The organism is Spirulina major PCC 6313, assembly GCF_001890765.1.
GTDB classification, from domain to species: domain Bacteria; phylum Cyanobacteriota; class Cyanobacteriia; order Cyanobacteriales; family Spirulinaceae; genus Spirulina; species Spirulina major.
This window is the reverse complement of the sequence record NZ_KV878783.1, coordinates 2,309,045-2,333,128: the sequence shown is the minus strand read 5'-3', so window position 1 is coordinate 2,333,128 and position 24,084 is coordinate 2,309,045. Positions and strand designations below refer to the sequence as shown.

Here is a 24,084-nt window from a genome sequence, read left to right as displayed (position 1 = left end):
GAACGCTTTTATTGTATCACCACCGAATCAATTCGGTTATTCGCTTATATCCCCCGAATAAAATTCAGGGGGCTTTACGCATCACGCTCGTAAATAGTCACCATCACGATTAACAACAATTAAATCGCGATTCGTTTGAATATTGGTCTGGCTGAGTTCAAATCCCTGTTGAATCAAAATATTTGTCACCACAATGCCTCGTCGCTGCCCTGCCGCATTAAAAATCGGCACAGCATAGCGAATCACAGGACGGTAGGGAATTTCAATTTGGTTTTGTTCCCGGTTGAGGTTGATCTTAGACACATACATCTCGCCGGGTTGCAGTCTCATCGTGTCTTGAAAATAATCTGACTGACTTTTATCTTGTAATTCAGCTTCTGGAATAACGACTGGATTAGCATCACGGTAGTCCACTCGCACTAGCTCTTTACCGGTTTCATCAAGATAACGAAGCTGATAATAGGTGGGATTAGAACTCAAGAATGTTCTAAAAATAACTTCTAATCGATTTTTCCACACTCTTTCAGAAGATTGATCTAATGGATCAATGCCTTCATTTTCCCTAGCACGAATAATACCTTGAATAGGAGGGACTTGACTGAGGAATTCTAAATCAGACTCTAGCTCTTTGATATAAAAATCGATCACCACAGAGCTATCACTTTTCATCTCATCGTAAACAACCGTGCGAATTGTTGACCTAGATGAAACAATACTATAACTGCTAATGATTCCCACAGGCGTAATCAGACTAGCTAACAAAACGAATAAGATTTTATTTTGAAATTTGGATTGAACAGTCATAGGTCAAGATAGATTAGAGTAAACCAGTTCATTGATTGCCTTTTTTGCACCGGCACTTCACGAAAGATGATCTGAATTTCTGAGGTCATCATAAATCGCTATCAGGAGGTCAGCCTTGAAATCATTAACTATGTTTCTGATTGTAAACAAGCCCAATAGCCTCATCCGACAAAGAATGCAGCGACTTTTACATTTTTCAATACAGGTAGACTTTTCTACACCGACCTACTTAGCAGTTCTCAATACTGTGTGAAGTTTGGGGTTCCTCTCTCTTTCACTGGAAGTTGGGGTTTGATTTTCCCTTAATTTAGGATCACTAGATGAGGGGAAATCTAGTGTATCTCGATTGGCTAAAATATTCAGACCTGAGCTAGCTTAAAATACGACAAGCCAGTATTGGAAAAACCCTGAGTATAGCTAGAGTTTAGCGTGTTCATTGATCCTCTTGGGGGTTTAATCGCTGGTGTGGATCGGTCGCTAGGGACGGAGGTAGGGGGCGGGGTCGATGGGTTTGCCGTTTTGGCGGAGTTCAAAATGGAGGTGGGGCCCGGTGGAGATGCCTGTGGAACCGACTTCGGCGATCGCGTCTCCCTGTTCCACGGGTTGTCCGACAGTGACGAACATTTTATTAGTATGGCCGTAAAGGGTGGCGAACCCGTCGCCATGTTCGATCACCACGGTGCGCCCATAGCCGCCATACCAGCCCGCAAAGGCGACAACACCAGCATCAGCGGCTTGGATCGGGCTGCCGTAGGGGCCTTTGAAGTCAATGCCGGCATGGAGACGTTGCCCACCGAGGACGGGATGCTTGCGCCAGCCGTAGGTATCGCTGATTTCGCCGTCGTGGGGCAGGATGTAGGTTCCTGTGCCGCTGTTGGGATTGTTGGCGGGGGCGTTCCACTGTTGGATTAGGGCTTCGAGTTGGGCGGAGTCTTGGCTGAGTTGGGCTTGGGCGGCTTGGAGGGTGGCGCGATCGCTGTCGTTGGCGAGGAGTTGCTGCTGGAGTTGGAGTTGGGCTTCGAGGTCTTGGGTTTGGGCTTGGATTTGGTGGGTGATCGTGGTGATTTCGGCCTGTTGTTGTTCGAGGGCGGTTTTTTGGTCAAAAAGACGCTGGGCGACTACTTGCAGTTGAGCGAGGCGATCGCGGTCGGCTTGGTAGAGTTGGCGGAGGCGATCGCGCCGATCAAAAAATTCGTTCAGGTTTTCACTCTTGAGCAACACAGACCACCCCTGACTCGCAAGGGATTGCTGCTGTAAAAAGCGCAGCCGGGCAATGGTTGCATTCATCTGGGGCGCGTACTGTTGCCGTTCCTTGGCTAGGGCCGTTTCCAATGCCGCCAAGCGTTGATTAGCGGTGTTGAGTTGGTCTTCGTAATAGTCCAATTGCAGATCCATCACCTGCCGATTGCGCTGCAAGCTCTGGATATATTGCTGTACGGCTTCCGTGGCGGTCTTCGGTTCCGGTTGGTTCCACTCATCCAGGAGCGAATTCGCCCCAGCGGACGCAGTGAAGCATAGCCACGCCCCAAGCATGAGCAAAATACCCACCAGATTTCGCACCTGTTTTGAAACCCTCACCGCTGCCTTCTGTGCTGCTGTGCCCCGTTGGAGCGGGGCGTTCGTGTTTCAACCTAGCGTTAAATATCGAGATCGTCGAGGTCGAGTTTAGAGCCTTCGGTTTCGATGAATTCGCGCCGGGGGGCTACTTTGTCGCCCATCAAGACGGTGAAAATATTATCCGCTGCGGCGGCATCTTGGATTTCCACTTGTTTGAGCATCCGGCTTTCGGGGTTCATGGTGGTGTCCCAAAGTTGGTTGGGCATCATTTCCCCTAAACCTTTAAAGCGTTGGATCGTGTAGTTGGCATTGTCGGGGAATTGGGCGATCGCTTGAGCCAATTCGCGATCGCTGTAAAGATATTGATGATTGCGACCCCGTTCCAACTTATACAGCGGCGGGCAAGCAATATAGACATAGCCCTGATCGATCAGATCCCGTTGATAGCGGAAAAAGAAGGTTAATAACAGCGTCCGAATATGCGCCCCGTCCACGTCCGCATCAGTCATGATAATGATGTTGTGGTAGCGCAGTTGATCCGGGTTGAAATCTTCCCCTTTAATCCCCAAACCAAGGGCGGTGATCAGGGATTGGATTTCGTTGTTTTTATAAATTTTCGCGTCGTCGGTGCGCTCAATGTTGAGGATTTTACCGCGCAGGGGGAGGATCGCTTGGATGCGGCGATCGCGCCCCTGTTTCGCCGAACCGCCTGCCGAATCCCCTTCCACAATGAAGATTTCCGACTCGGAAGGGTCACGAGAACTACAATCAGCCAATTTCCCCGGCAACGGTGACGACTCTAGCACCGACTTCCGCCGCACCAATTCCCGCGCCCGCCGCGCCGCTTCCGCCGCCTTAAACGACTGCACGGCCTTTTCAATAATCGTATCGGCAACGGCGGGGTTGAATTCTAAATATTCGTTCAACACTTCCCCAACGAGGGAATCCACAATGCCGCGCACTTCACTGTTGCCCAGCTTTGTCTTGGTTTGCCCTTCAAATTCCGGGTCAGGCACTTTCACGGAAATCACCGCCGTTAAGCCTTCGCGGATATTTTCGCCGCCGAGGTTGGCTTCGTTTTCTTTAATCTTGTTGCGTTTGCGGGCGACATTGTTCATCGTCCGGGTCAGCACCGCTTTTAAGCCTTCGAGGTGCGTCCCGCCGTCGATGGTGCGGATGTTGTTGGCAAACCCAAGAATATTATCGCTGTAGGAGTCGATGCACCATTGCAACGCCACTTCCACCACCACGCCATCCCGCTCGCCTTCCACATAGATAATATCGACGTGGAGGGGTTCTTTTTCGCGGGTCATGTAGGTGACATATTCGCGAATGCCGCCTTCGTAGCAATAGGTTTCAATGCGGGGCACTTCAGGACGGCGATCGCTAAAGGTAATCTTCACCCCCGCGTTAAGATAGCCCAGTTCCCGCAGCCGCCCCGCCAGCGTGTTGTAGTCAAAATCCACCGTCTCCGAAAAAATGGTGGTATCCGGCAAAAAGGTGAGGGAGGTGCCGCTGCTGGTTTGGGTGGGGTCGGCGGTTTCGGTGAGTTCTCCCATGGGAACGCCCCGTTCGTAGCGTTGGGTGTAAAGGGTTTGGTCGCGACGCACTTCCACCACGACCCAAGTTGAGAGGGCATTGACCACCGACACGCCCACACCGTGCAAGCCACCGGAGACCTTATAGCCGCCGCCGCCAAATTTTCCCCCCGCGTGAAGCACAGTCATCACGGTTTCCAGGGCTGATTTACCCGTGGTGGGGTGAACATCGACGGGAATCCCCCGGCCGTCGTCAGTGACGCAGACGGAACCATCGGGGTTAATTTCCACTTCGATATGGGTGCAATAGCCAGCGAGGGCCTCATCAATGGAGTTATCGACCACCTCATAAACGAGGTGATGCAGTCCACGGGGCCCGGTGGTGCCAATGTACATCCCCGGACGTTTACGAACCGGATCTAACCCTTCTAAAACCTGAATCTGATCGGCACGATAGTTACTGGCCATAAAAATTCCTCGAATCGCGGAGAAGCGGGCTTAAGGCTCTCAAATGGTAAAAAACCTATCAAATTCTAACATAAAAGGGTTAGTGGCGATGCTAGGCTCTGTAGCTTGCAAAAAAAAGTTGGATACCATGCCGAGAAAATTGCCAATTATTGCATCAAGAGCAGGGAATGGAGCGATCGCTCTCGATCGGTTTTTGGCGCGGTAGGAATTCCCATTATCGCACGATTTCGCCCCAGACCTGCTGGGCTGTGGCGGGGGCGAGCAGAACGCCGTTGCGATAGTGGCCGGTGGCGAGGGTGACGTTGGTGTAGCCCGCCAGGGAGCCGATGACAGGGGCGGGTTGGCCGTGGGGGCGGGGGCGTTGACCCGACCAAGATTCAATGATGTCACCCTGGGCGAGGGCGGGACAGACGGCGATCGCTTGCTGCCAGACGGCTTCTTTCAGGTGAGCTTGGGCGGCCACGATGCCCTGTTCATCGGGAAACTCCACCGTCGCGCCCACCCAATAGTCACCGCCGCCAAGGGGAACGAGATGCACATCATGGCCGGAGATCACCGGCTCCACGGGATGGAGGGGGTGAGGGCAGCGGACGCGAAAGGCTTGGCCGAGGACGGGACGGAGATCAAGGGTTTGCTGAAGTTGAGCGGTGAGGGGGGTGGAACCAAGACCGGCGGCGAGAATGAGGCGATCGCAGGCCAGCCAATCCGTGCCGATCTGAACATGGGTGCAGCGGTGCGCGTCCCCCTCGGCCTCGGTACGCAGGGCGGTGACGGCCTGGCCAAAGCGACAGTCTGCGCCGGCTTGGCTGGCGGCTTGGATTAGGGCTGCGGTTAACGGGCGGGGTTGAATTTGGCCATCCTGGGGGGAATGCACCGCTCCGATGAGGCGATCGCAATCCACAAACGGACAATGGGCCGCTAATTGGGCCCGATCCCACAGGTCAAGCGGCCAGCCCTGCTGCGATCGCACCTGCTGCAACCGTTGCCACCGTTCATCCCGTTCATCGTCACGGAATCGCAGCATCACTAAACCATGGGGATTGGTGGGAATCGGGCAGCCTGTCACCTGTTCGAGTTCCGGAATTAGCGTGGCGTAGCGGCGTAGACTCTGCTCGCGCAACCGCCAGCCGCGCCCGGTGGTTTTTTGGCTGATCACCCCCATCAACACCCCCAACGCCGCACCGGTAGAACCGGCAGCGGCGTTGGCTTGTTCAACAAGGACGACGGCTTGCTTTTGGCGGTTGAGTTCGTAGGCAATCATTGCCCCGACGACTCCACCACCCACAATCACAATCGGGTTCATGCCTCGCTGTCGGGTTCGCGGGGAATATAGTCTAGGTACACCTCAAAATCCTTTTCCAGGGCGGCTAAGGCTTCGGTGGCAAAGTTGGGCACACCCTCCGAGGCGGCCGCGTCTAGGCGCTCAATGTCGTTAAATAGGGACTCGGCGAGGTCGGTGGCAACGGCTTGGTCTTTTTCGAGCAGGAGGCTGCGATCGAGGTAGCCCAAGGTGGCCCGCAACCCGCCCAAGGGGCCGTGGAGGAAGGAATTAACATTATTCCAATCGTTCTTAGCCACATAGCCTTCGAGTTCGGGGAGGCGATCGCGCACGGCTTCGATGGGAGCGAGGGCCCGGTCAATGGCCGCAATTTTTTCAGGGGTATAGGTGGGGGGAGCTTGCACCATCGCACCGCCACAACCCGTGAGAAAGGTGGTTAAACCCACGAGGAGTAGAGCGAGTAAGGATCGAATCGGTTTCATACAAAAATTTTCGGGTAACAGTCTCATCGTCTGAGAAAACTATACGGGAAAATCGGAATCCCCACACCCAGAATCCGATTTTGGCCAGAAAACGCCATCCTCTCTAGGCGGTGATGGGCGGCGATCGCGCAGCCAATAGGTTTCCATCGGGCCTTTGCCTTTGATCGGGAGGATGCCGCGCCGCTGACAGATGAAGTGAGGTGCGATCGCCGCCTGGGTCGCTGCGGTAATTTGGATGCGTCTTGGCTTGCCCTGGGACTCCATCCGCGCCGCCACATTGACCGCATCCCCCCAAAGGTCATAGATGAATTTTTTGATCCCAATCACCCCCGCCACCACCGAGCCGGTATGAATACCAATGCGGAGTTCCATCGGAGAACCATCGGGCCAGTGAAACTGCTGGACCGCCTGTTGCATATCGAGGGCCATGGCGGCGATCGCGATCGCATGATCTGCACGGGGTAATGGCAATCCCGCCGCCGCCATATACGCATCCCCAATCGTTTTGATCTTCTCCACACCGTGGGTTTCCGCTAATTGATCGAACACGGAAAAAATCTGATTCAGGGTGCTAATTAACTCCAAGGCTTCAAATTGACTGACATAGGACGAGAAACTAACCAAATCTGCAAACAGGATCGTGACGCTCGGAAATTGTTGGGCGAGACTCCCCTCAAAGCGTTTCAATTGGTCAGCAATGGGGCGGGGCAACACATTGAGCAAGAGACGTTCGGATTTATTTTTTTCGACGAGGAGGGCTTTTTCGGCTTGAATGCGTTGGGTGACATTGGCTTGAATGCCGACAAAGTGGGTCAGTTTGTCCTCTTCGTCAAACACCGGGGAGATGGTGAGTTCATTCCAAAACAGCGTGCCATCCTTGCGAAAGTTGCGCAGGATGACGGTGCAGTGGCGGCGTTCTTGAATGGCGGTGCGGAGTTCGTGGCGGGCGGTTTGATTTTTTTCGGAACCTTGGAGAAAGCGACAGTTGAGGCCGAGCACTTCGGTGGCAGAATAGCCCGTCATCGTTTCAAAGGCAGGATTAACGTAGATCAGCGGCATATCAGGGAGCCGAGCATCGGCGATCACAATCCCGACTCGACTCGCGGCGATCGCTTGATCCCGCAAATATAACGCCGCCTGGACACCACTTTGATAGATCCCCCGCTGATGCCATTGGATTTCGGTCACATCTTGAGCGATCGCCACACTCACCCCGTCCCGATAGGGCGACACCCGCCACGATAACCACCGATAACTACCGTTACGATGGCGAAAGCGGTTTTTATAGTCCACAGGGGTTGTGCGTTGGGACTGGTGACAGCGTTGCTCAGCGGCGAGGGTGCTTTCGAGGTCATCCGGGTGAATCCAGTCCAGCCAAGGCTGTTGGCGGAGTTCCACCGGTGTCCATCCCAGTAGATCTTGCCACAGGTGATTCAATTCCCCAAAATAGCCATCCTCGTGGCGCACACACATTAAATCTACCGACAACTCAAAAAACGACTGTAGCGAAGTTGCCGCATTGCATGGTGTACGAACGTCTCCAGAAAAACCCATAATGCCCTGTGAGTGACCTTTGGTTTCGTGGACTTGTTGACTGCACCCCCTACTCCCATTATTCAGGTTTTCGCGTCACTCTGGGAACATTCAGGACGACCACCGCTGCGGATGGCGCACAGCGATCGCGCTTCCTAGTCTTCTAACACCTGCACATCCACTTCCACCGCATCCACATCAATCGTGCCCGGTGGCGTGATCCGCACAAACCGCCCATCCTTAATCTGGAGGGCTTCACTACAGTTCGGGCAATTAAACGCCACCTGATTCAACGCGGCAAAGGCGTGGCCACACATCGGGCATTGATCTTCCACCACATTCCGCTTCACCCACCAGCGCAGCCCATACACCGCCACCACCGGCAGCAGGGCCAACAAAAACACCGCCAGGAAAATCCCATTCACAATCCACCCCAACCCCACCGCGCTGAGACCCATCACCCCAAGCAAAATCAGCAAACTACAGCCAATGCCGGATAAATTCCATTGGGCAATTTGATTCACACTGACCTCCTAATCCGGAATTCGTAACCTTGTTTCATCCTAGTGATTGATCGTGATCTATTGCATGTGCTGGGCGATGAAATTGGTGTAGACCTCGCCACTCAAGAAGGCGGGCGTGGTTAAGATCCGCTCGTGAAAACTAATCGTGGTGGGAATGCCGGTAATGGCACATTCCCGTAAGGCTCGGCGCATCCGCGTAATCGCCGTGGCGCGATCGGGGCCCCAGACGATTAATTTACCAATCAGGGAATCGTAGTAGGGGGGAATTTCGTAATCGGTATAGACATGGGAATCCATGCGCACACCGGGGCCGCCAGGAGGCAGGTAGGCGGTGATTCGGCCGGGATGGGGGCGGAAATTATGGGCGGGATCTTCGGCGTTGATCCGACATTCGATCGCGTGGCCCTTGAGTTGCACATCGGCTTGGGAAAAGGTGAGGCGATCGCCCTGAGCAATCCGAATCTGTTCGGTAATCAAGTCCAACCCGGTCACCATTTCCGTAACGGGATGTTCCACCTGAATCCGGGTGTTCATTTCCATAAAATAAAATTCCCCCGTTTTATCGAGGAGAAATTCCACCGTTCCCGCCCCCACATATTGAATCGACTGGGCCGCCCGTACTGCTGCTGTGCCCATTTTTTTGCGTAATTTCTGGGTCAAAACGGGGCTGGGGGCTTCTTCGAGGAGTTTTTGGTGACGGCGTTGAATGGAGCAATCCCGTTCGCCGAGGTGGACAACGTTGCCGTAACTGTCGGCAAGGATTTGAAATTCAATATGGCGGGGGGCTTCGAGGAATTTTTCCAAATATACCCCAGCGTTACCAAAGGCGGCTTCAGCTTCTCCCTGGGCGGCCCGAAACATTTTGATCAATTCACTTTCATCGTTGACGAGGCGCATGCCCCGCCCACCGCCGCCCGCCGTGGCTTTGAGAATGACGGGATAGCCGATCTTGCCAGCGATCGCGATCGCCTGTTGTTCATCGCTGAGCAGGCCATCGCTACCCGGTAGGGTGGGAACACCAGCCCGCTGCATTGTGTATTTAGCCGTGGACTTGTCCCCCATGGACATCATGGCCGCCGGGGTGGGGCCAATGAAGGCAATATGATGATCGGCGCAAATTTCAGCGAAACGGGCATTTTCAGCCAGGAACCCATAGCCCGGATGAATGGCGGTGGCGTTGCGGGTCAGGGCGGCGGCGATGATGTTGGGAATGTTGAGATAGCTTTTGCTGCTGGGGGGTTGGCCAATACAGACGCTTTCGTCCGCGAGTTGGACATGGAGGGCGTGTTCATCAATGGTGGAATGGACAGCCACGGTGGCGATCCCCAGTTCTTGACAACTGCGGAGAATACGAAGGGCAATTTCACCCCGATTGGCAATAAGGACTTTAGAAAACTGCATTCGGTTACACAGCAATGGCTCTCGGTCGTGCAATCCACTATACAGTTTTTAGGCTCGTCTGCCCTAGTCTTCGGGGTCGCGGTGCCGCTGGGCCAGATCCGAAGGGGGGCGATCGCTACTCCAGGCCCACCAGGCTTGCTCACATTCACAGTGATAAAACTCTTGCCACTTGCGCCGATAGTCTTCATTCACCACCGGAGCGCGACGATTGAGCCAGACCCGTTGGGCTTGGTGAGGGGATGCACCACAGCGGGGACAATGAAAATTTAAGGCGTGGAGGGCCGGTTCTGTCCAGGCGGGAGGGAGAGGCTCGAACGCTTCCATGCAGACTTTATAAATTAAACGCCCCTTCAGCTTATCAGGTTTCCTGGGGAGCGGTGCGATCGCATCATGTCAGCCCGGTGCAGGGTTCAGAGCCAATTCTCTAGCGGGATCAACGGGAAGAATTTTCCGGTTGTGGCCAGTTGGCGAAGGAAGAGGGGCTGGGAATGCAACAGATTCCTACGTCGCATACTCAGATTTCGCAAATCGTACTATGATCCCCTTGAGTCATGCGGCGGAGAGAATCCGGTTGATCGTCCACCTCCCCATGACAATTGCCCATTTCCTAGCAGGATAGACAACTGTGAACCTTGCACTGAACCTTCTCTCGGCCCTTGGGATTGCGATCTTTTGTGTGATCGCGTGGTTGGGGTCGGAAAACCGCCGCGTTGTGCAGTGGAATGTGATTATTTTTGGGATTGGTCTTCAGCTTTTGGTGGGAATTTTAGTCTTCGGCGGGGGCAGCACCCTGATCGCAGGCATCAATAACATCATTAACCCGATTTTAGATGCGTCGGAAGCGGGGGCGAAGTTCCTTTTTGGCGGCCCTAGTTCTTTACTTGCGACCGATCCGAATCCCACCGCAGGGCCAGGGGCCGCAGCGCGGTGGATTGCGCGGGCGGTGGGGAATGGCTATGTGCCTGTACCGGGCGATCGCCTCGGCCCGGATCAGCTTAATCCTGGGTTTACCTATGTGTTGGCGTTCCGTGCTTTGCCGCAGATTATTTTCTTCGCGGCGTTGGTGGGGCTGCTCTACCGAATGAATGTGATTCAACCGATTGTGAAAGTGTTTGCGATCGTCTTCCAGCGCACAATGAAGATTAGCGGCGCGGAATCCTTATCTGGGGCGGCGAATATTTTTGTGGGGATTGAATCTGCGATCGCCGTCAAACCCTTTTTACCCAAAATGACCCGCAGTGAACTCTGCGCCATCCTCACCAGTTGTTTTGGGTCGATCGCCTCCTCCGTACTCGGACTTTACGCTGGGTTTCTACGGGGCAGCTTTCCCGACATTGCCGGGCATCTGGTCTCCGCCTCGATTCTGACGATCCCCGCCTGTTTTGTGATTTCTAAATTGCTCGTCCCCGAAACCGGCGAGCCGGAAACCATGGGACATATTCCCGACGATGAAGTGGACGAAAACGAGAAGAGACCCAGCTATATGGATAGCTTGATCGTCGGTGCTCTCGATGGGGTGAAGATGGCCATGGGGATTGCGGCGGTGTTGATCGCCATTTTGGGGGTGATTGCCCTCTTCAATGCGCCCTTCAATCAATTGGCGATCTGGTTAGGGGCATCGGGAGACGACTCCCTCATCGGTCAATTTTTTGCCCAACCGCTACGCAATTTAATGGGGATGCTGTTCTTGCCTTTGACTTTTTTGACGGGGGTGGCGTTGGATTGGCAAAACCTCTGGACGGCTTCGCTGTTAATTGGTCAACGCCTCTTTGAAACCAGTATTCCGCCCTATTTAGCGTTGAATGGTCTCTCCGTGTCGGGTGTAATCAGCGATCGCACCCTCTTGATTGTGAGCTACGTCCTCTGCGGGTTTGCCCACCTCGCCTCCTACGGCATCTTTGTCGGTGGCCTGTCCTCCCTCGTCCCGGAGCGGCGATCGGAAATTTCCGAACTGGGGTTTAAAGCCCTCTGGGGAGCCACCCTCGCCACGTTGATGACGGGAGCCGTGGCTGGTCTCTTCTTCGGACTGCTCGGCGATCCCACCAACATCATCGGTGGCTAACGCTCCATCCTCCCTCCTGTTTTCGCCCCTTACAAACAGCACCCATGAAACGCAGCACCCAATGGTTTATCGGCTTAGTTGGCTTGACCGCCGCCCTCTTAATCAGTTGGCAGTGGCAGCCCTCCCTCTGGCAACCGGCCGCCTATGCCCAAGCCCCCACCCCAGCCGCCAGTCCTGCCCCAACTCCAGCGGCTAGCCCTGTGCCCAATCCCGCCGCCAGTCCCACGCCGGCGACGCTACCCACCCCAGCCGCCAGTCCTGCCCCGACTCCAGCGGCTAGCCCTGTGCCCAATCCCGCCGCCAGTCCAGTTCCCAATCCTGCCGCAACGCCTGAAGCACCGGAATCCGTAGCACCGGCGGCCCCAACGGCGCTGCCTATCGCTCCGACCCCCTATCAAGAACCAGAGCAAGGGTTTCAAGTGGGCGTGCTTCAGGGCTACAGCCAAAGCAGCGTCGCGGGCGTGACGGTGTTTGAATCGCCGGCGGTGACGGATGAGAATGGTGAGGTTGTTATGCCTGCGGGCCTGTTGGCCTACACGGTGGCGGTGCGGCCGCGGGCTACGGAAGCGGCATTAAACGCTGGCAGTTTGGCGCAGGTGGCCATTGATACCTTTCGAGCTGGGGAAGGGTTTGCCGCTGGGGCATTTGTGCCGGTGGATGACCAAACGGCCCGACTCCCCTGGACGGGATCATTGGGCAGTGGGGGCAGTGGTACGCCGATGCAGGGGGTGATGGTGGCCCGTCAATTACCGGGACGGGTGGTGATTTTGATGGTGGCGGCCACGGATGCGGCGGCGGATCAGGTGGAGGCGGTGGTGACCACCTTAACGCCGACGTTGACCATGGTGGACGCGGCGGGGTGATGGCGTGAGGAAACGACGTGGTGGGGGGCCACAGCAAGTGAGCACTGTGCCCCACATTCAAGACGAGATTCGCCGCTTGCGGGAGTTAATGCCCGCATCGGGTCGGATGTTGATCACGATCGCAGCCGCACCGCACCAGCCTGAAGCGATCGCATCTCCCTTTCCCTATCCTTGGCGGCGCGATCGCTTCAGGATCACCCTCAATTTTGCCCAGTGGTTGCCCCTCCCCCAAGGCCAGCGGGATTTGCTGCTGTTGCGGGCGGTGACGTGGCAACTCCAGGGACGCGGGGTTCAGGTCAAAGGGATTCATGGCCTCGTAGCCTTGGGGGTCGTGGGCGCTGGGTTTGAATGGGTGCAGCACAATGCTGTCGGGGTGGTGGTGGCGGGGGGATTAACGGCGATCGCCCTGCGGCGAGCCTGGCGAGACTACCACGGCCCGGAGCGTGACCTGGATGCCGATGCGGCGGCGCTGCAAGTGGCGGAACGGCGCGGCTATACCCTTCCAGAGGCGGCGGAACATTTATACTTAGGGCTTGAAGCGATCGCCGCTCCCCATCCCACCGGCATCGAACTCCTCCGCATCCAAACCCTACGAGCGATCGCCCACCGCCCACCAATCTAGTGTCACAGCACAGCTTGATTGGTGGGTTACGGCGGATTGCTGGATTTTAGTGATGGCGGAATTTTAGCCGCCTAACCCACCCCACAGCAAAGCACTATTTTAACTGTGCCATACCACTAGCGACCCCTTCGGATCTTAGTCTTCCGATTCCACCGGAGCCGGCGGCGTTGGCTCCCCGGTGCGATTAAATTGTCCCTGCATCACCATCACGATCGCCGTAATCACCACCACCACGATCGCCACCCCACTTGTCCACAGCAGCAATTGGCGCGAGGGTCGCGGAATTTGCCGCGCCGACGCGGTGGGTGCGGTGGCTTCCTCCCCGTCATAGCCGTCCACATCCTCAAAAAAGGCATCGGAAACTTCCAAGTTGGGATCAATCTCGTCATCTTGGCGAGATTCTGGGGGCGGGGAGGCAAAGGGATAATGAGGGGAGGGTGACGGCGAAGCGGCCGCGGGGGGCGGTTCAGGGGAGTGCTCGTCAGGCATGGCCGCAGGCAGGGCAGGTTCATCAAGGGCCACCCTCAGTTCTTCCATCGAATTGAATGAATCGCCCGCAGCCTGGAGATCAGGAACGAACGCATCAGGTGGCACAGGTTCGGCCGGATGCTCGGTTTCACCCTCAGTGGCACTGTGGGGGGGAATCTCCCAGGCGGCTGGGTTGAGTTCAGCGGGAAAATCGGGGGCTGGGGTTGCGGGGCTGGGGTCGGGGGCGATCGCTTCTGACTCCGTGACCCGATAGAGCGCCGCTACTACGGTGACATTATCGTGACCGTTGCGCTGCCGCCCCAATTGCAGCCAAAAGTCTACGGCGGCCTTGAGACTCATTTCCCCCTCTAACACCGCTGGCACCACATCGCGCCAACAACGTTCCACCAAACGGCGATCGCTCAACCCATCGGAACAGAGCAACAAAATCCCATCTTCATCAATCAAAAATCGTTGAATCGTCGGGTGAATCTTGTCCGCCGGACGGGTTCCCAAGGCTTGGGTGAGGGCCCCCGCATCGGGTCGATGCCAGGCCTCAACGGGAAAACTCCGCCCCAGGCGAATCTCGCGCCCGGCAATATCATCATCCACCGTCAGACAATGACAGGCTTGCTCGGTGATCCAGTAGGCGCGACTATCCCCCACATGGGCGAGATAGAGTTCATGGCTGGTGCCGCGCCGGTCGGGGGTGTCGATCTGTTGGGGCAGTTGTAGGGCGAGGGTGAGGGTGGTGGCCATGCGTTGGCGGGCTGCTCGGCCTTGCTGATCATTGCGGCTACAGATCACATTATTGGCAATGCGAATCAGGGTGGTGAGTTGATCCGCCACCACATCGGGGGCCATGATTTCGGGGTCTTCCACAATTTCCTGGAGCAGGGCTTGTACCTGGAGGCGGAGGGATTGGACGGCCATTTGACTGGCGATCGCACCCCCATCATGGCCGCCAATGCCATCACAGACCAGCAGGAGATGATCATGATTCTGCCCTTTAATTTCCCCAGCGGTGGGATAGTAGCGGTCTTCATTGATGCGATCGGGAGTACCGGGATCGGTGGCACTGGCCACCTGGATCGAGAGGGGAAGCTCGGCCGCCTGTTCGATCAGGAGTTGATTGAGGGCGGTTTGGGCGACGGGGAGGGAAGGGTTAGGCTGGGCAAGGATGGTGAAAATATTTTCGAGGGGCGGCGCGATCGCCGCCTGGGCCGTCGTCAGGAGCGTTGACCAGGCCTCGGCCCAATCCCCTAGGGTGGCCGTTTTGGGAATTAACCCCTGAAGCCGCAGCCGTCCCCCCTCCACACAAAGATTATCCAAATCCACGACACTCGCCGCCACCCCCTGCACCGCCAAGGCCGACCACAACGACAGCGCCTGCCACACCCATTCGCCTTGGCGCAAGGGGTGAGCCGTGGGCCAAGCACTGCGCAAACTCGGCAAGGGTTGACCGTGGCGATCGATCGCGCCATGGTGAAGCAAGAGCACCGTTTGGCCGCCCACTTGACAGGTTCCGTAGACCTCCGGTAAGTAGAGACGCAGGGGATGCAGCTTCAGGTAGGGCAGCACCGAAGCGGGGATCGGGTCGGGCAAGGTGGGGCGTTGTTCGGGGTAAATATCTTGCCAAATATGGGGCAGGATGACCTTATACCGTCCTTCGACTACATTGGGTGCGGTGAGCTTGCCAGCCACTGGCCCCACTGCCCAGAGATAAGGATGGGGAGAAAGCGATGAACGGGTCATAGGGGACGCTGAGATCACGAAAGATAATGAAAGGTTAAATGACACCGAAGGTGTCGGAAACAGTGGCTAAGATGGAAAGCACAAACTCCACGATCGCTGTACTCAAATTAGCTTGCCCTAATCATTGGGTCTTGTCTAGCCACGGTGGATTGGAATGATGAGGCGATCGCAACGTGACATTTTCAACTGATGTTTAGTCTGACTCTGCTTTGGTTACTAGCTGGGGCAATTTTATGTCTGATGGAACTGTTTTTTCCGACGGCATTTATCGAATTCATGATGGGGGTGGCGGCCCTGTTAGTGGGGGTGATGTCCCTGGTGGTGCCGGTGTTTGGCCTCCAAATCTTGACATGGCTGGCATTGACCACGGCGGGAATTCTGCTCTCCCGGCGGATGTTCACCCCGAAACAGCGATCGCGCCTGGTGCTCGAAGAGTCTCGCGATGGCCGCACCCTCACGGAAATTCCCCCCGGTGAAGCCGGACGGGTGCTGTGTGACGGGAACTCTTGGCAAGCGCGGTGTGAAGATGAGGCGATCGCCATTCCTCCCAACACCAAAGTCTTCATCCTCCGACGGGAAGGCAACACCCTGATCATCCTGCCCACGTCCGTGATCCAGCCCTGATGCGGTGTAGTTTATCCGCAAATACCCCTAATTTTTGAGAGGCTTGACCTGAATGCCCACCTTCCTTTTACTCCTAGCCCTTGCCCTTGGCGGCTCCACCGTCGCGGGGTCTGTGCGCATTGTCAACGAAAAACATGAAGCCCTCGTCGAGAGCCTAGGGAGTTACAAACGCAAACTCACCCCCGGCCTCAACTTCATGATGCCCTTCATCGACAAAGTGGTCTACCAAGAAACCACCCGCGAAAAAGTGCTCGATATTCCGCCCCAATCCTGCATCACTAAAGACAACGTTTCGATCAGCGCCGATGCCGTCGTCTACTGGAAAATCGTCAATATGGAAAAGGCCTACTATCGCGTTGAAAATCTCCATAAAGCGATGGCAAACCTAGTCTTAACGCAAATTCGCTCCGAAATGGGCAAACTCGAACTCGACCAAACCTTCACCGCCCGCAGCGAAATCAATGAAATCCTGCTGCGAGAACTAGACATTTCCACCGACCCCTGGGGCGTGAAAGTGCTACGGGTAGAACTGCGGGACATCACCCCTTCTAAAGCGGTGCAAGATTCCATGGAATTACAAATGGCCGCCGAACGCCGGAAGCGAGCTTCAGTGCTGACTTCAGAGGGCGATCGCGATGCCGCCATTAACTCCGCCCAAGGGAAAGCCGAAGCCCTCCTCCTCGATGCCGAAGCCCAGAAAAAAGCAGCAGTCCTCAACGCCGAGGCCGATGCCCAAAAAGAAGTCCTCAAGGCCCAAGCCACCGCTAAAGCCATGGACATCATTATCACCAAGCTGCGCAGTGACCCCAACGCCCGCGATGCCCTGCAATTCATCCTCGCCCAAGACTACCTCACCATGGGTAAAATCGTCGGCAGCAGCGAAAGCAGCAAAATCATGTTCATGGACCCCAGCAGCATCGTGTCCACCCTCGAAGGGATGCGATCGGTAATGGGAGAATATCCCCATGAGGCAAAGGGCAACGCCATGGAACAGTGGTCATAATCCGTGAGACTGCCAGACAGCGAAGTGAATCAACAAGTAATTCTTAGCGAGCTAGAAGCTCGCACTACAGAGGGTCACTGAATCCACAGTGATCCTCAACCTTCGTGATTTTGGTGTACAGAGGCTAAATTTCAAATCATGCCCCTGTTGAGTCAAAAACGCGAAGTCTCGGTAACGGGATGGAGAAGCCCGCGCTCTATGCGTAGCATGAGCGTCGGGAGTATGTCACGTTCCGCCCCATACCCAGCCTAGTGCTGAGTCAAAAACTAATGACGGGTAAATTATTCCTGAAAAATCCTCCAGGCAAGAATTGTGAACGTTGGCTGCCCGTCAATAAATATCTGACTGCCCACTAGACCATTTCTTTGAGGAGTTGAGCGGCTTGCTTAAGTTGCTCGGTGCCGGTTTTGGTTTGGCGGATACCGTTGGCGGTTTCTTTCGCCCCTTGGTTGATGCTGTTCATCGCTTGGACGACCTGTTCGATGGCGGTGGACTGTTGTTTGATGTTGAGGGAAATTTGTTGATTGTTGAGCACCACATTATTCACAGCATCGGCGACCCCGGCAAAGGCATCGGCGGTTTTTTGGGTGCTTTGTACACTCACTTCAACGGTTTTTGTGCCTTCATCGGTGACCATGACGGTGGAGTTGATCGCGTGTTGAATGTCGGTGACGAGGTCGTTGATTTTTTGGGCAGATTGTTTGCTTTGGTCGGCGAGTTTGCGGATTTCTGAGGCGACGACGGAGAAGCCTTTACCATGTTCGCCAGCGCGGACGGCTTCGACGGCGGCATTAAGGGCGAGCATGTTGGTTTGGTTGGCGAGGTCGGAGACGAGTTGGGAGATGTTGCCGATTTGGCCGGTTTGTTCGCTGAGGTGGAGGATTTGTTCGGCGATCGCACTCACCTTATCCCGCAGCACCGTAATCCCCGCTAAGGTTTGATCCACCGCTTGGGTTCCCCCATCACTGAGATGGAGAGCACGTTGGGCGGCATCGGTGGCGGCTTCGGCCTGTTGCGAGGATTGCCGCGACGATGCCCCTAATTCATCCATGGTGGTGGTGGTTTCGCTCACCGATGCCGCCTGTTGACTGGCGGTGCGCTCCTGTTGCTCCACGGTGGAGGCAATTTCCGTGGTGGAAGAGGCGAGACTATTCGCCGCATCATTCAGCCGTTTGGTAATGTTGTAGATGATCCAAGAGGCTGCCCCTGAAGCGATTAAAATCGACATGATCGCCGAGAGCACCACCACCCATAACAGGAAATTTAAAGTTTCCCGTTGTTGGGTCATATTGGCATCAACGATCGCTTCTTCACGACTATTGAAGTCTTCAAGACTACGGCTAATGGCTTCAATTTGCTCTCGTCCCCTTTGAGTTTTCCACGTCTCAATCGCTAAATCAGTTTGTCCTCGATCCACAATTTGAAAGAGAGTGCGATTGATTTGTTCAAGGGCACTAATGTCTTTAACTAACTGATCGAAGGTTTGCTGTTGCTGATCATCCAGAACAAGATCCTGTAATTTTGGAATGGTTTCGGTAATCGTAGCACTGGCTTCCTCATAGGACTGTTTCGACAGTGAATTAGCATCAAGCAAATAGCCCCGCGTTGTTCGTGAGAGGGTCTGCACTTCAAAGCCGATGAGGCTAATATATTCAGAGGTGTTAATGCTACGAGTCACTTCGGTTTCTTTGGTGCGCACGATTTGCACATTGTAAAAAACCGCGATCGCAGACAAAATCGAGAGGCCAATGGGAATGGCATAGCCCCCAATAATCCAGGTGCGCACTTTAAAACCGCTTAACTGTTTTTGAAAGGCTGTGGCGTTGTTGATTGTAGACATTGTTTCTTGGGCGTGATAAGGCGTTTTCATGGGAACCTCTGGGGTAACAGATGGGGGGATGACGGGATGTTAAAGAATACTGTCGTCCACCATCAGTTGCCCTTGGTGTAATAGTTTTGGGAGAGACAGAATACTCATCATTGCATCGTGATAGTCTGTTTCACCCTGGAGATATTCATCGGTGATGCCGTGGATGGCGGTGGGAACTGGCGAAATTTTCTTGGGGTTCAGCAGCACCACATCGAGAATTTCCGTCACCACTACCCCCACCACAAGGCCGTCACATTCGATAATCATGGCCTGACGTTGGCCGGTGGTGGCGATCGCAGGCAAGGCGAGAAACGAGGTGATGTCGATCAGGGTGACAATTTCACCCCGGAGATTGACATTGCCGACAATATGGGACGGACAGCAGGGAATCGGCGTGATCCGGCCAATGTCAGTAAATTCCCGCACATGGGCCAAATCAATCCCAAAGAGTTCTGGCCCTAAGCGCACTACAGCGAGGGATGCCATGCCCTGATTGTCTTGACTATCGGGGGGGTGGCGCAGATGTTCGGCGCGATCGCGGAAAATCTTGCGGTCTTCGGGGCTGGCGGTGGCGCAAAAATGGCGTTGGGTTTGCAGTTGTGCCTCTAAGTCGCCCAAACTTTGCCGCAGGTGATCCACCCCTTCGGCGGTCAACGAAAACAAATCTTGAACCGTGTGGTGCGCCCGTTCGGGGGGATGGAGTAAGGTATCCAGGCTCAGCAGGACAATAATTTCATCGCCGCTATGGGCGAGTCCGGTTTGGACGGGGATTTGCTCCTGTTCCCACCGGTAGCGAACCTGGGCGGTAATGTCGCTGTCATTGAGCGATCGCACATTATGCACCTCGTTGACCAAAATGCCAAAGCGGTGGTCGCTGCCTTGTAAAATAACGATGCGATCGTGAACACTATAGGGTTGGGTTCGGTAGCCCAAGCGGAGATTCACATCCAGCACCGGAATCACCTCCCCCCGGAGATTTAAAACCCCAATGATGTAGCGGGGCGATTCCGGCACTGGCGTTAACTCCGGCAAAAAGAAAATTTCCTCCACAAAGAGACTATCAACGCCATAAAAGGTTTGATCCAACGTAAAAATTAAATACGTGGTTTGTCCGGTGATGAGGATATCAGAAGTGGCTAAGGATTCAGGCATAACGCATCACTACACAACGGGTAGGTGTTGCAGGATTAATCACAGTCAAGACGAGGTTAGAATCCGATCAATCAGATCGGCGACAGTTAGATCACTCCGTTCATCGACTCGACTTTTGGGGGGTAATTGTTGCAGAAAAGCCAAGGCAGTTTGGCGCATTTTTTGACCTCGATTTGAGTTGCCTTCTTGATCATAAAGTTGACTTAATTCGTAATAAGCTAAGATCGTCGTCGGCTCCAAATAAATAATCTTTTTAAACAGTTGCTTTGCTTTTTCAGTATCTCCCCTTTCTTCAAAAATTTGAGCCATCAGGTAATAAATTGACACAGAGAGCGGTTCTAGCTCTAAGGCTTTTTCACAGGATTGGAGCGCGGCTTCGTACTGCCCAGAATTAGCATCGAGTTGCGCCCGCAAAAAATAGGCGGCAAAGGACTGGGGATCGCGACTGAGGATCACGTCTACTTTTTTACGAGAGAGGCGATAGTTTTTCTGTTGAAAAAAGAATTCGGCTTCGGTGAGTAAGTCTTGTACTGTGGGAATCGGAGTCGCGGGCGGGGCGGTGATCACGCTGGGGGCAGGGGGGCGCGGCAGTAGCGGGGGAGTGGGATACGATCGCATCGGCAGCGGGGTCGGGTGGGGCTTTGATGGGAGGGGCGAGGGGCGATCGCGCCGTTGATACACCACGGATTCCGGGAACAAATGGCTTTGGAAGGCTTGAAGTTGTTGACCGTAAAGCTCCGCATGGCCCGTCATTAGATAGCCCGACGGGTTCAGGGCTTGGCGAAAGGAGTCTAAGGCTGTGGCAATGGCTGGGGCGGAAAAATAAATAAAAACATTGCGACAGACAATCAAGTCCACATCACTGGGACACCATTGCTCGGTGCTGGGCTTGGCCAAATTGAACGCCTCAAACCGCACCGATTGCCGGATTTGTGGATCGAGTTGGAAGCCGTCGCCACAGGGTTGAAAGTAACGGGTTTGAAGGGCGGGAGCGAGCGATCGCAACGACCACAGCGGATAATATCCCTGCCGCGCCCGTGTCAACACCGTCGGATTAATATCGGTGCCAATCACCTCACACTGCCACCCCGACTCATGGGCCAACAACTGCTGCACCAAAATCGCCAGGGAATAGGGTTCTTCCCCCGTCGAACAGCCCGCACTCCAGATCCGCAACCGTCGCTCCGGCCGTTTCTGCACCATTAACCGAGGCAACAACACCTGCTCCAACAGTTGAAACTGACCTTGATCACGAAAAAAATAACTTTCAATATTCGTGAGCAATGTGATCAACGCATCCCATTCCGTTGTTCCGACGGCTCCCACCATGGATAAGCGTTGATAATACTGGTCAGGATTCACCAGATGGAGCGCGGCCATGCGCAGCCCAATTTTCCGAGCCAGTTCACCATAGTCTTGGTCACGAATTCGAATGCCAGTCCGTTCGTTAACGAGTTGGACAAAGGGATAAAGCCAATGATCGGGGAGCGTAAACTGCATGAACGCCATAACGCAAAACACACACAAAAAGACAGTGAAGACAAGGAAACTCTGGGGCACAGCGGGCCCTAGACGGGGGCGATCGCACCGGAAGCCCCGACATCACAGGATGCCTCCTAGGTACTCCGGAACTCAGCAGCAGGATTAACCGGAATCCGGATCGTAAAGGTGGTTCCAGTGCCGGGGGTTGACTCACAGGTCAGGTCACCATGGTGCTTCTCCACAATAATTTGATAACTAATCGCTAAGCCTAGCCCGGTTCCCTTCCCCACCGGTTTTGTGGTGAAGAAGGGGTCAAAAATATGGCTAACGGTATCTGGCGGCATCCCTGACCCATTATCTTGCATTTGGATCATGGCGATGCCTTGGGGTTCTCCATCTTCCGTTTCCGGGGCGTGGGGGTCAGGGATAAACTGAGTGCAGATCGTGATTTGGCGAGGATCGGGCTGCTCGTCCATGGCATCGATCGCATTGGCGAGAATATTCATAAACACTTGATTGAGTTGGCCCGCGTAGCAGTCCACCGCCGGCAACTCACCATATTGTTTGATCACTTCGATTTCAGTGCGATCGCCCCGTGCCTTAATCCGGTTATGCAAAATCAAGAGCGTATTTTCTAACCCCTCATGGATATCAACGGGCTTCATTTCCGCTTGATCCAACCGCGAGAAATTCCGCAACGACAGCACAATCTGGCGAATCCGCTCCGCCCCAATCTGCATCGATGCCAAGGTTTTTGGCAAATCTTCAATCACAAATTCAAGATCAATTTCGTCTTCAAGCGCGGTAATTTCCTCGTTTTCCGGTAAATATTTCCGATAGGTTTCCACCAACCGCACCAAGTCGTTCACGTACTCACTGGTATAGCTCAGGTTCCCCGAAATAAAATTCACCGGGTTATTAATTTCATGGGCAATTCCGGCGATCATTTGCCCCAAACTGGACATTTTTTCGGTTTGAATCAGTTGGGCTTGGGTGCGTTTCAGTTCTTGGAGGGTGAGTTCAATTTGTTGGGCTTGGGTTTGGGCGGCAAGGGCAGCGGCGCGGGTTTGGGCGAACAGTTCCGCTTGGTCAATGGCGAGGGCCAATTGATCCACCACGGCTTGGAGCACTTCCACTTCTTGGTCACTCCAGTGCCGACTGTCATGGCGTTGACTGCAAGCGATCGCCCCAAGATGATCCGACCGCGTTTTTAACGGCAACAACAACAGCGACTGAATCTCTAGATCCTGCAACAGCGCCATCAACAGATCCTGTTCAGACGGACTCAAGCTGGGAAATTGTGGCGGCTGTTGAATATCATCAATGCGCAGAATTTTCTGTTGGCTGATTTGCTTGGCTAAAAAACTCAACTGTTCCGGAGGACAGGTGGAAATCCGCTGGCCACATTGGGCATCCTTGCCCGCCTCATGACTGACCATCAAGCTGATTGTCTCTTCCTGAGACCAACACCAGAGATAGGTGCAAGAATCCACCTTGAGCAGTTGGCGAATCTCAAACACGGCGGTGTCGAGGATGGTGTTGAGGTCAAGGGAGTTGCGGATTTGGTTGGCGAGGCGAAAGAGCAGGGCTTCCCGGCGCGAGAGGAGAGCGGTGCGGGCCCAGCAGCGATCAATGTCGATGGCAAGGCTATCGGCCAGGGAGGCGATCCCCTCATGGATAAAGGGCCGCAGAGATTGATAGGTCCAGAGGGCAACGACTCCAATGAGGCGATCGTCTAGCACCATTGGGTAACTGATCAGATGCAGTTTCGTGGGGGGACTGCTGGGGTGGTTACTCAGGTTACAGAAGACGGAGGCTTCGGGATGGTGGGCGGTGGCGATCGCCACTGCATTGGATTGGAGCGGATCACCAAAGGCAGGGAACACCACATCAATGATCGGTTTTTGGGTTCTGGCAATGGTGCCGATGATCGAATGGTCGAGGGCGAGAATGGGTGATTTAAAGAGACGTGAGGTGAGGAGAGGGGCGCTGGTGTCGGGGTTGTAGCTAAAGCCTTGACGTTCGAGGTAGTCGCCTTGGCTGTTGTAGACCCAAATGGCGGCCACTGCGCCGTCGAGTTCGTCAATGATGGCATCGGTGCAATATTGGAGGCTGTCGCCGAGGCCGTGGGCATGGACAAGAAAGCGGCTGACGCGATTGATCAGATGGGCGAGGCGAGATTGTTCGAGGACATCGGCTTCGATCCGTTTGCGATCGCTCACATCCCGCAAATACACAAACAGACCGGCATCATTGCGCTGCAAATTCACCACAAGCCAGCAGTTGCCCACAGCGGAAAAGGCCTCAAAATGGGTCGTGCCCCCGTCGCTCATCACCCGCCGATATTCCGCCTCAAAAATAGTGCCCAGCCATTGGGGAAACAGTTGCCAGAGGTTGCCATCCACGAGGCTATTGATGGATTTGCCCAGCAGTTGGGCTGCTGCATGGTTAGCCGCCAGAAACTGCCATTGCTCGTCAATGCTGAATACAGCATCGGAAGCGTTGTCAAAAAAGCTCACATTCATAACGCTCAAAACCATTACACAATTCCTCCCCAGTCGCCAATCTTCCGGATGGTCATGATTCACTTAATCTTA

Annotated in this window: 19 protein-coding genes; 5 read left to right on the top strand and 14 right to left on the bottom strand. The window is 54.7% G+C overall.

Going from position 1 to position 24,084, the window contains the following annotated elements:
* Window positions 1-81: 81 nt before the first annotated feature.
* The 9 genes from SPI6313_RS10160 to SPI6313_RS10120 all read right to left on the bottom strand — a co-directional run bounded on the left by SPI6313_RS10160 (window position 82) and on the right by SPI6313_RS10120 (window position 9,910).
* The gene (locus tag SPI6313_RS10160; protein WP_084668975.1) at window positions 82-804 is read right to left on the bottom strand and encodes a cache domain-containing protein; all 723 of its coding nucleotides are present in this window, start codon (window positions 802-804) and stop codon (window positions 82-84) included.
* Between the two features lie 477 nt (window positions 805-1,281).
* Window positions 1,282-2,382 carry a murein hydrolase activator EnvC family protein gene (locus SPI6313_RS10155; protein WP_139276606.1) on the bottom strand — a complete coding sequence of 367 codons (1,101 nt, stop codon included), beginning with the start codon at window positions 2,380-2,382 and terminating at the stop codon, window positions 1,282-1,284.
* Window positions 2,383-2,441: 59 nt separating this feature from the next.
* Window positions 2,442-4,367, bottom strand: a complete 1,926-nt coding sequence (gyrB, locus tag SPI6313_RS10150; RefSeq protein WP_072620892.1) for a DNA topoisomerase (ATP-hydrolyzing) subunit B — start codon at window positions 4,365-4,367, stop codon at window positions 2,442-2,444.
* 214 nt (window positions 4,368-4,581) lie between these two features.
* On the bottom strand, window positions 4,582-5,670 hold the full coding sequence (locus tag SPI6313_RS10145) for an NAD(P)/FAD-dependent oxidoreductase (protein ID WP_072620891.1): 1,089 nt from the start codon (window positions 5,668-5,670) through the stop codon (window positions 4,582-4,584).
* Window positions 5,667-6,128 carry a photosystem II protein PsbQ gene (psbQ, locus tag SPI6313_RS10140; protein WP_072620890.1) on the bottom strand — a complete coding sequence of 154 codons (462 nt, stop codon included), beginning with the start codon at window positions 6,126-6,128 and terminating at the stop codon, window positions 5,667-5,669. Before psbQ ends, SPI6313_RS10145 begins: the two co-directional genes overlap by 4 nt.
* A gap of 39 nt (window positions 6,129-6,167) precedes the next feature.
* Window positions 6,168-7,682, bottom strand: coding sequence for an adenylate/guanylate cyclase domain-containing protein (locus SPI6313_RS10135; protein ID WP_072620889.1), 1,515 nt, complete (start codon window positions 7,680-7,682; stop codon window positions 6,168-6,170).
* A gap of 134 nt (window positions 7,683-7,816) precedes the next feature.
* Window positions 7,817-8,185: a PDDEXK family nuclease gene (locus tag SPI6313_RS10130; RefSeq protein ID WP_072620888.1), complete on the bottom strand. Its 369-nt coding sequence runs from the start codon at window positions 8,183-8,185 to the stop codon at window positions 7,817-7,819.
* A gap of 57 nt (window positions 8,186-8,242) precedes the next feature.
* Complete coding sequence (gene accC, locus SPI6313_RS10125; protein WP_072620887.1) at window positions 8,243-9,586, bottom strand: acetyl-CoA carboxylase biotin carboxylase subunit; 1,344 nt, start codon at window positions 9,584-9,586, stop codon at window positions 8,243-8,245.
* Window positions 9,587-9,649: 63 nt separating this feature from the next.
* Window positions 9,650-9,910: a hypothetical protein gene (locus SPI6313_RS10120; RefSeq protein ID WP_072620886.1), complete on the bottom strand. Its 261-nt coding sequence runs from the start codon at window positions 9,908-9,910 to the stop codon at window positions 9,650-9,652.
* A 301-nt stretch (window positions 9,911-10,211) separates the two neighbouring features.
* Here SPI6313_RS10120 and SPI6313_RS10115 point away from each other — a divergent pair, with 301 nt between their 5' ends.
* The 3 genes from SPI6313_RS10115 to SPI6313_RS10100 are packed head-to-tail and all read left to right on the top strand — an operon-like array spanning window position 10,212 to window position 13,133.
* A complete protein-coding gene (locus SPI6313_RS10115) occupies window positions 10,212-11,648 on the top strand; it encodes a NupC/NupG family nucleoside CNT transporter (protein ID WP_072620885.1) in 1,437 nt (478 codons plus the stop codon).
* 44 nt (window positions 11,649-11,692) lie between these two features.
* A complete protein-coding gene (locus SPI6313_RS24750) occupies window positions 11,693-12,511 on the top strand; it encodes a hypothetical protein (protein WP_084668972.1) in 819 nt (272 codons plus the stop codon).
* 37 nt (window positions 12,512-12,548) lie between these two features.
* Window positions 12,549-13,133, top strand: a complete 585-nt coding sequence (locus SPI6313_RS10100; RefSeq protein ID WP_217650562.1) for a DUF3318 domain-containing protein — start codon at window positions 12,549-12,551, stop codon at window positions 13,131-13,133.
* Window positions 13,134-13,268: 135 nt separating this feature from the next.
* Here SPI6313_RS10100 and SPI6313_RS10095 read toward each other — a convergent pair whose 3' ends face one another.
* Window positions 13,269-15,356: a PP2C family protein-serine/threonine phosphatase gene (locus SPI6313_RS10095; RefSeq protein WP_072620882.1), complete on the bottom strand. Its 2,088-nt coding sequence runs from the start codon at window positions 15,354-15,356 to the stop codon at window positions 13,269-13,271.
* A gap of 240 nt (window positions 15,357-15,596) precedes the next feature.
* Here SPI6313_RS10095 and SPI6313_RS10090 point away from each other — a divergent pair, with 240 nt between their 5' ends.
* Together SPI6313_RS10090 and SPI6313_RS10085 are read left to right on the top strand one after the other, a co-directional pair.
* Complete coding sequence (locus SPI6313_RS10090; protein WP_245788692.1) at window positions 15,597-15,980, top strand: NfeD family protein; 384 nt, start codon at window positions 15,597-15,599, stop codon at window positions 15,978-15,980.
* A gap of 52 nt (window positions 15,981-16,032) precedes the next feature.
* Window positions 16,033-16,983: an SPFH domain-containing protein gene (locus SPI6313_RS10085; RefSeq protein WP_072620880.1), complete on the top strand. Its 951-nt coding sequence runs from the start codon at window positions 16,033-16,035 to the stop codon at window positions 16,981-16,983.
* A gap of 352 nt (window positions 16,984-17,335) precedes the next feature.
* On the opposite strand, the gene SPI6313_RS10080 is transcribed toward SPI6313_RS10085, so the two are convergent.
* The 4 genes from SPI6313_RS10080 to SPI6313_RS10065 form a co-directional block, all read right to left on the bottom strand.
* The gene (locus tag SPI6313_RS10080) at window positions 17,336-18,853 is read right to left on the bottom strand and encodes a methyl-accepting chemotaxis protein (RefSeq protein ID WP_245788690.1); all 1,518 of its coding nucleotides are present in this window, start codon (window positions 18,851-18,853) and stop codon (window positions 17,336-17,338) included.
* 39 nt (window positions 18,854-18,892) lie between these two features.
* On the bottom strand, window positions 18,893-20,005 hold the full coding sequence (locus SPI6313_RS10075; protein ID WP_072620878.1) for a chemotaxis protein CheW: 1,113 nt from the start codon (window positions 20,003-20,005) through the stop codon (window positions 18,893-18,895).
* Between the two features lie 45 nt (window positions 20,006-20,050).
* Window positions 20,051-21,505 (bottom strand): CheR family methyltransferase, encoded by a 1,455-nt coding sequence (locus SPI6313_RS10070; protein WP_175551114.1) that lies wholly within the window; start codon window positions 21,503-21,505, stop codon window positions 20,051-20,053.
* Window positions 21,506-21,621: 116 nt separating this feature from the next.
* Window positions 21,622-24,027 (bottom strand): ATP-binding protein, encoded by a 2,406-nt coding sequence (locus tag SPI6313_RS10065; protein WP_245788688.1) that lies wholly within the window; start codon window positions 24,025-24,027, stop codon window positions 21,622-21,624.
* Window positions 24,028-24,084 lie beyond the last annotated feature (57 nt).

Bases quoted from the DNA above. Each gene is read 5' to 3' on its own strand.
- gyrB (WP_072620892.1), bottom strand. From the start codon at position 4,367: ATGGCCAGTAACTATCGTGCCGATCAGATTCAGGTTTTAGAAGGGTTA.
- SPI6313_RS10090 (WP_245788692.1), top strand. From the start codon at position 15,597: ATGGAACTGTTTTTTCCGACGGCATTTATCGAATTCATGATGGGGGTG.
- SPI6313_RS10135 (WP_072620889.1), bottom strand. From the start codon at position 7,682: ATGGGTTTTTCTGGAGACGTTCGTACACCATGCAATGCGGCAACTTCG.
- SPI6313_RS24750 (WP_084668972.1), top strand. From the start codon at position 11,693: ATGAAACGCAGCACCCAATGGTTTATCGGCTTAGTTGGCTTGACCGCC.
- psbQ (WP_072620890.1), bottom strand. From the start codon at position 6,128: ATGAAACCGATTCGATCCTTACTCGCTCTACTCCTCGTGGGTTTAACC.
- accC (WP_072620887.1), bottom strand. From the start codon at position 9,586: ATGCAGTTTTCTAAAGTCCTTATTGCCAATCGGGGTGAAATTGCCCTT.
- SPI6313_RS10145 (WP_072620891.1), bottom strand. From the start codon at position 5,670: ATGAACCCGATTGTGATTGTGGGTGGTGGAGTCGTCGGGGCAATGATT.
- SPI6313_RS10080 (WP_245788690.1), bottom strand. From the start codon at position 18,853: ATGAAAACGCCTTATCACGCCCAAGAAACAATGTCTACAATCAACAAC.
- SPI6313_RS10070 (WP_175551114.1), bottom strand. From the start codon at position 21,505: ATGCAGTTTACGCTCCCCGATCATTGGCTTTATCCCTTTGTCCAACTC.
- SPI6313_RS10075 (WP_072620878.1), bottom strand. From the start codon at position 20,005: ATGCCTGAATCCTTAGCCACTTCTGATATCCTCATCACCGGACAAACC.
- SPI6313_RS10095 (WP_072620882.1), bottom strand. From the start codon at position 15,356: ATGACCCGTTCATCGCTTTCTCCCCATCCTTATCTCTGGGCAGTGGGG.
- SPI6313_RS10085 (WP_072620880.1), top strand. From the start codon at position 16,033: ATGCCCACCTTCCTTTTACTCCTAGCCCTTGCCCTTGGCGGCTCCACC.
- SPI6313_RS10065 (WP_245788688.1), bottom strand. From the start codon at position 24,027: ATGGTTTTGAGCGTTATGAATGTGAGCTTTTTTGACAACGCTTCCGAT.
- SPI6313_RS10160 (WP_084668975.1), bottom strand. From the start codon at position 804: ATGACTGTTCAATCCAAATTTCAAAATAAAATCTTATTCGTTTTGTTA.
- SPI6313_RS10120 (WP_072620886.1), bottom strand. From the start codon at position 9,910: ATGGAAGCGTTCGAGCCTCTCCCTCCCGCCTGGACAGAACCGGCCCTC.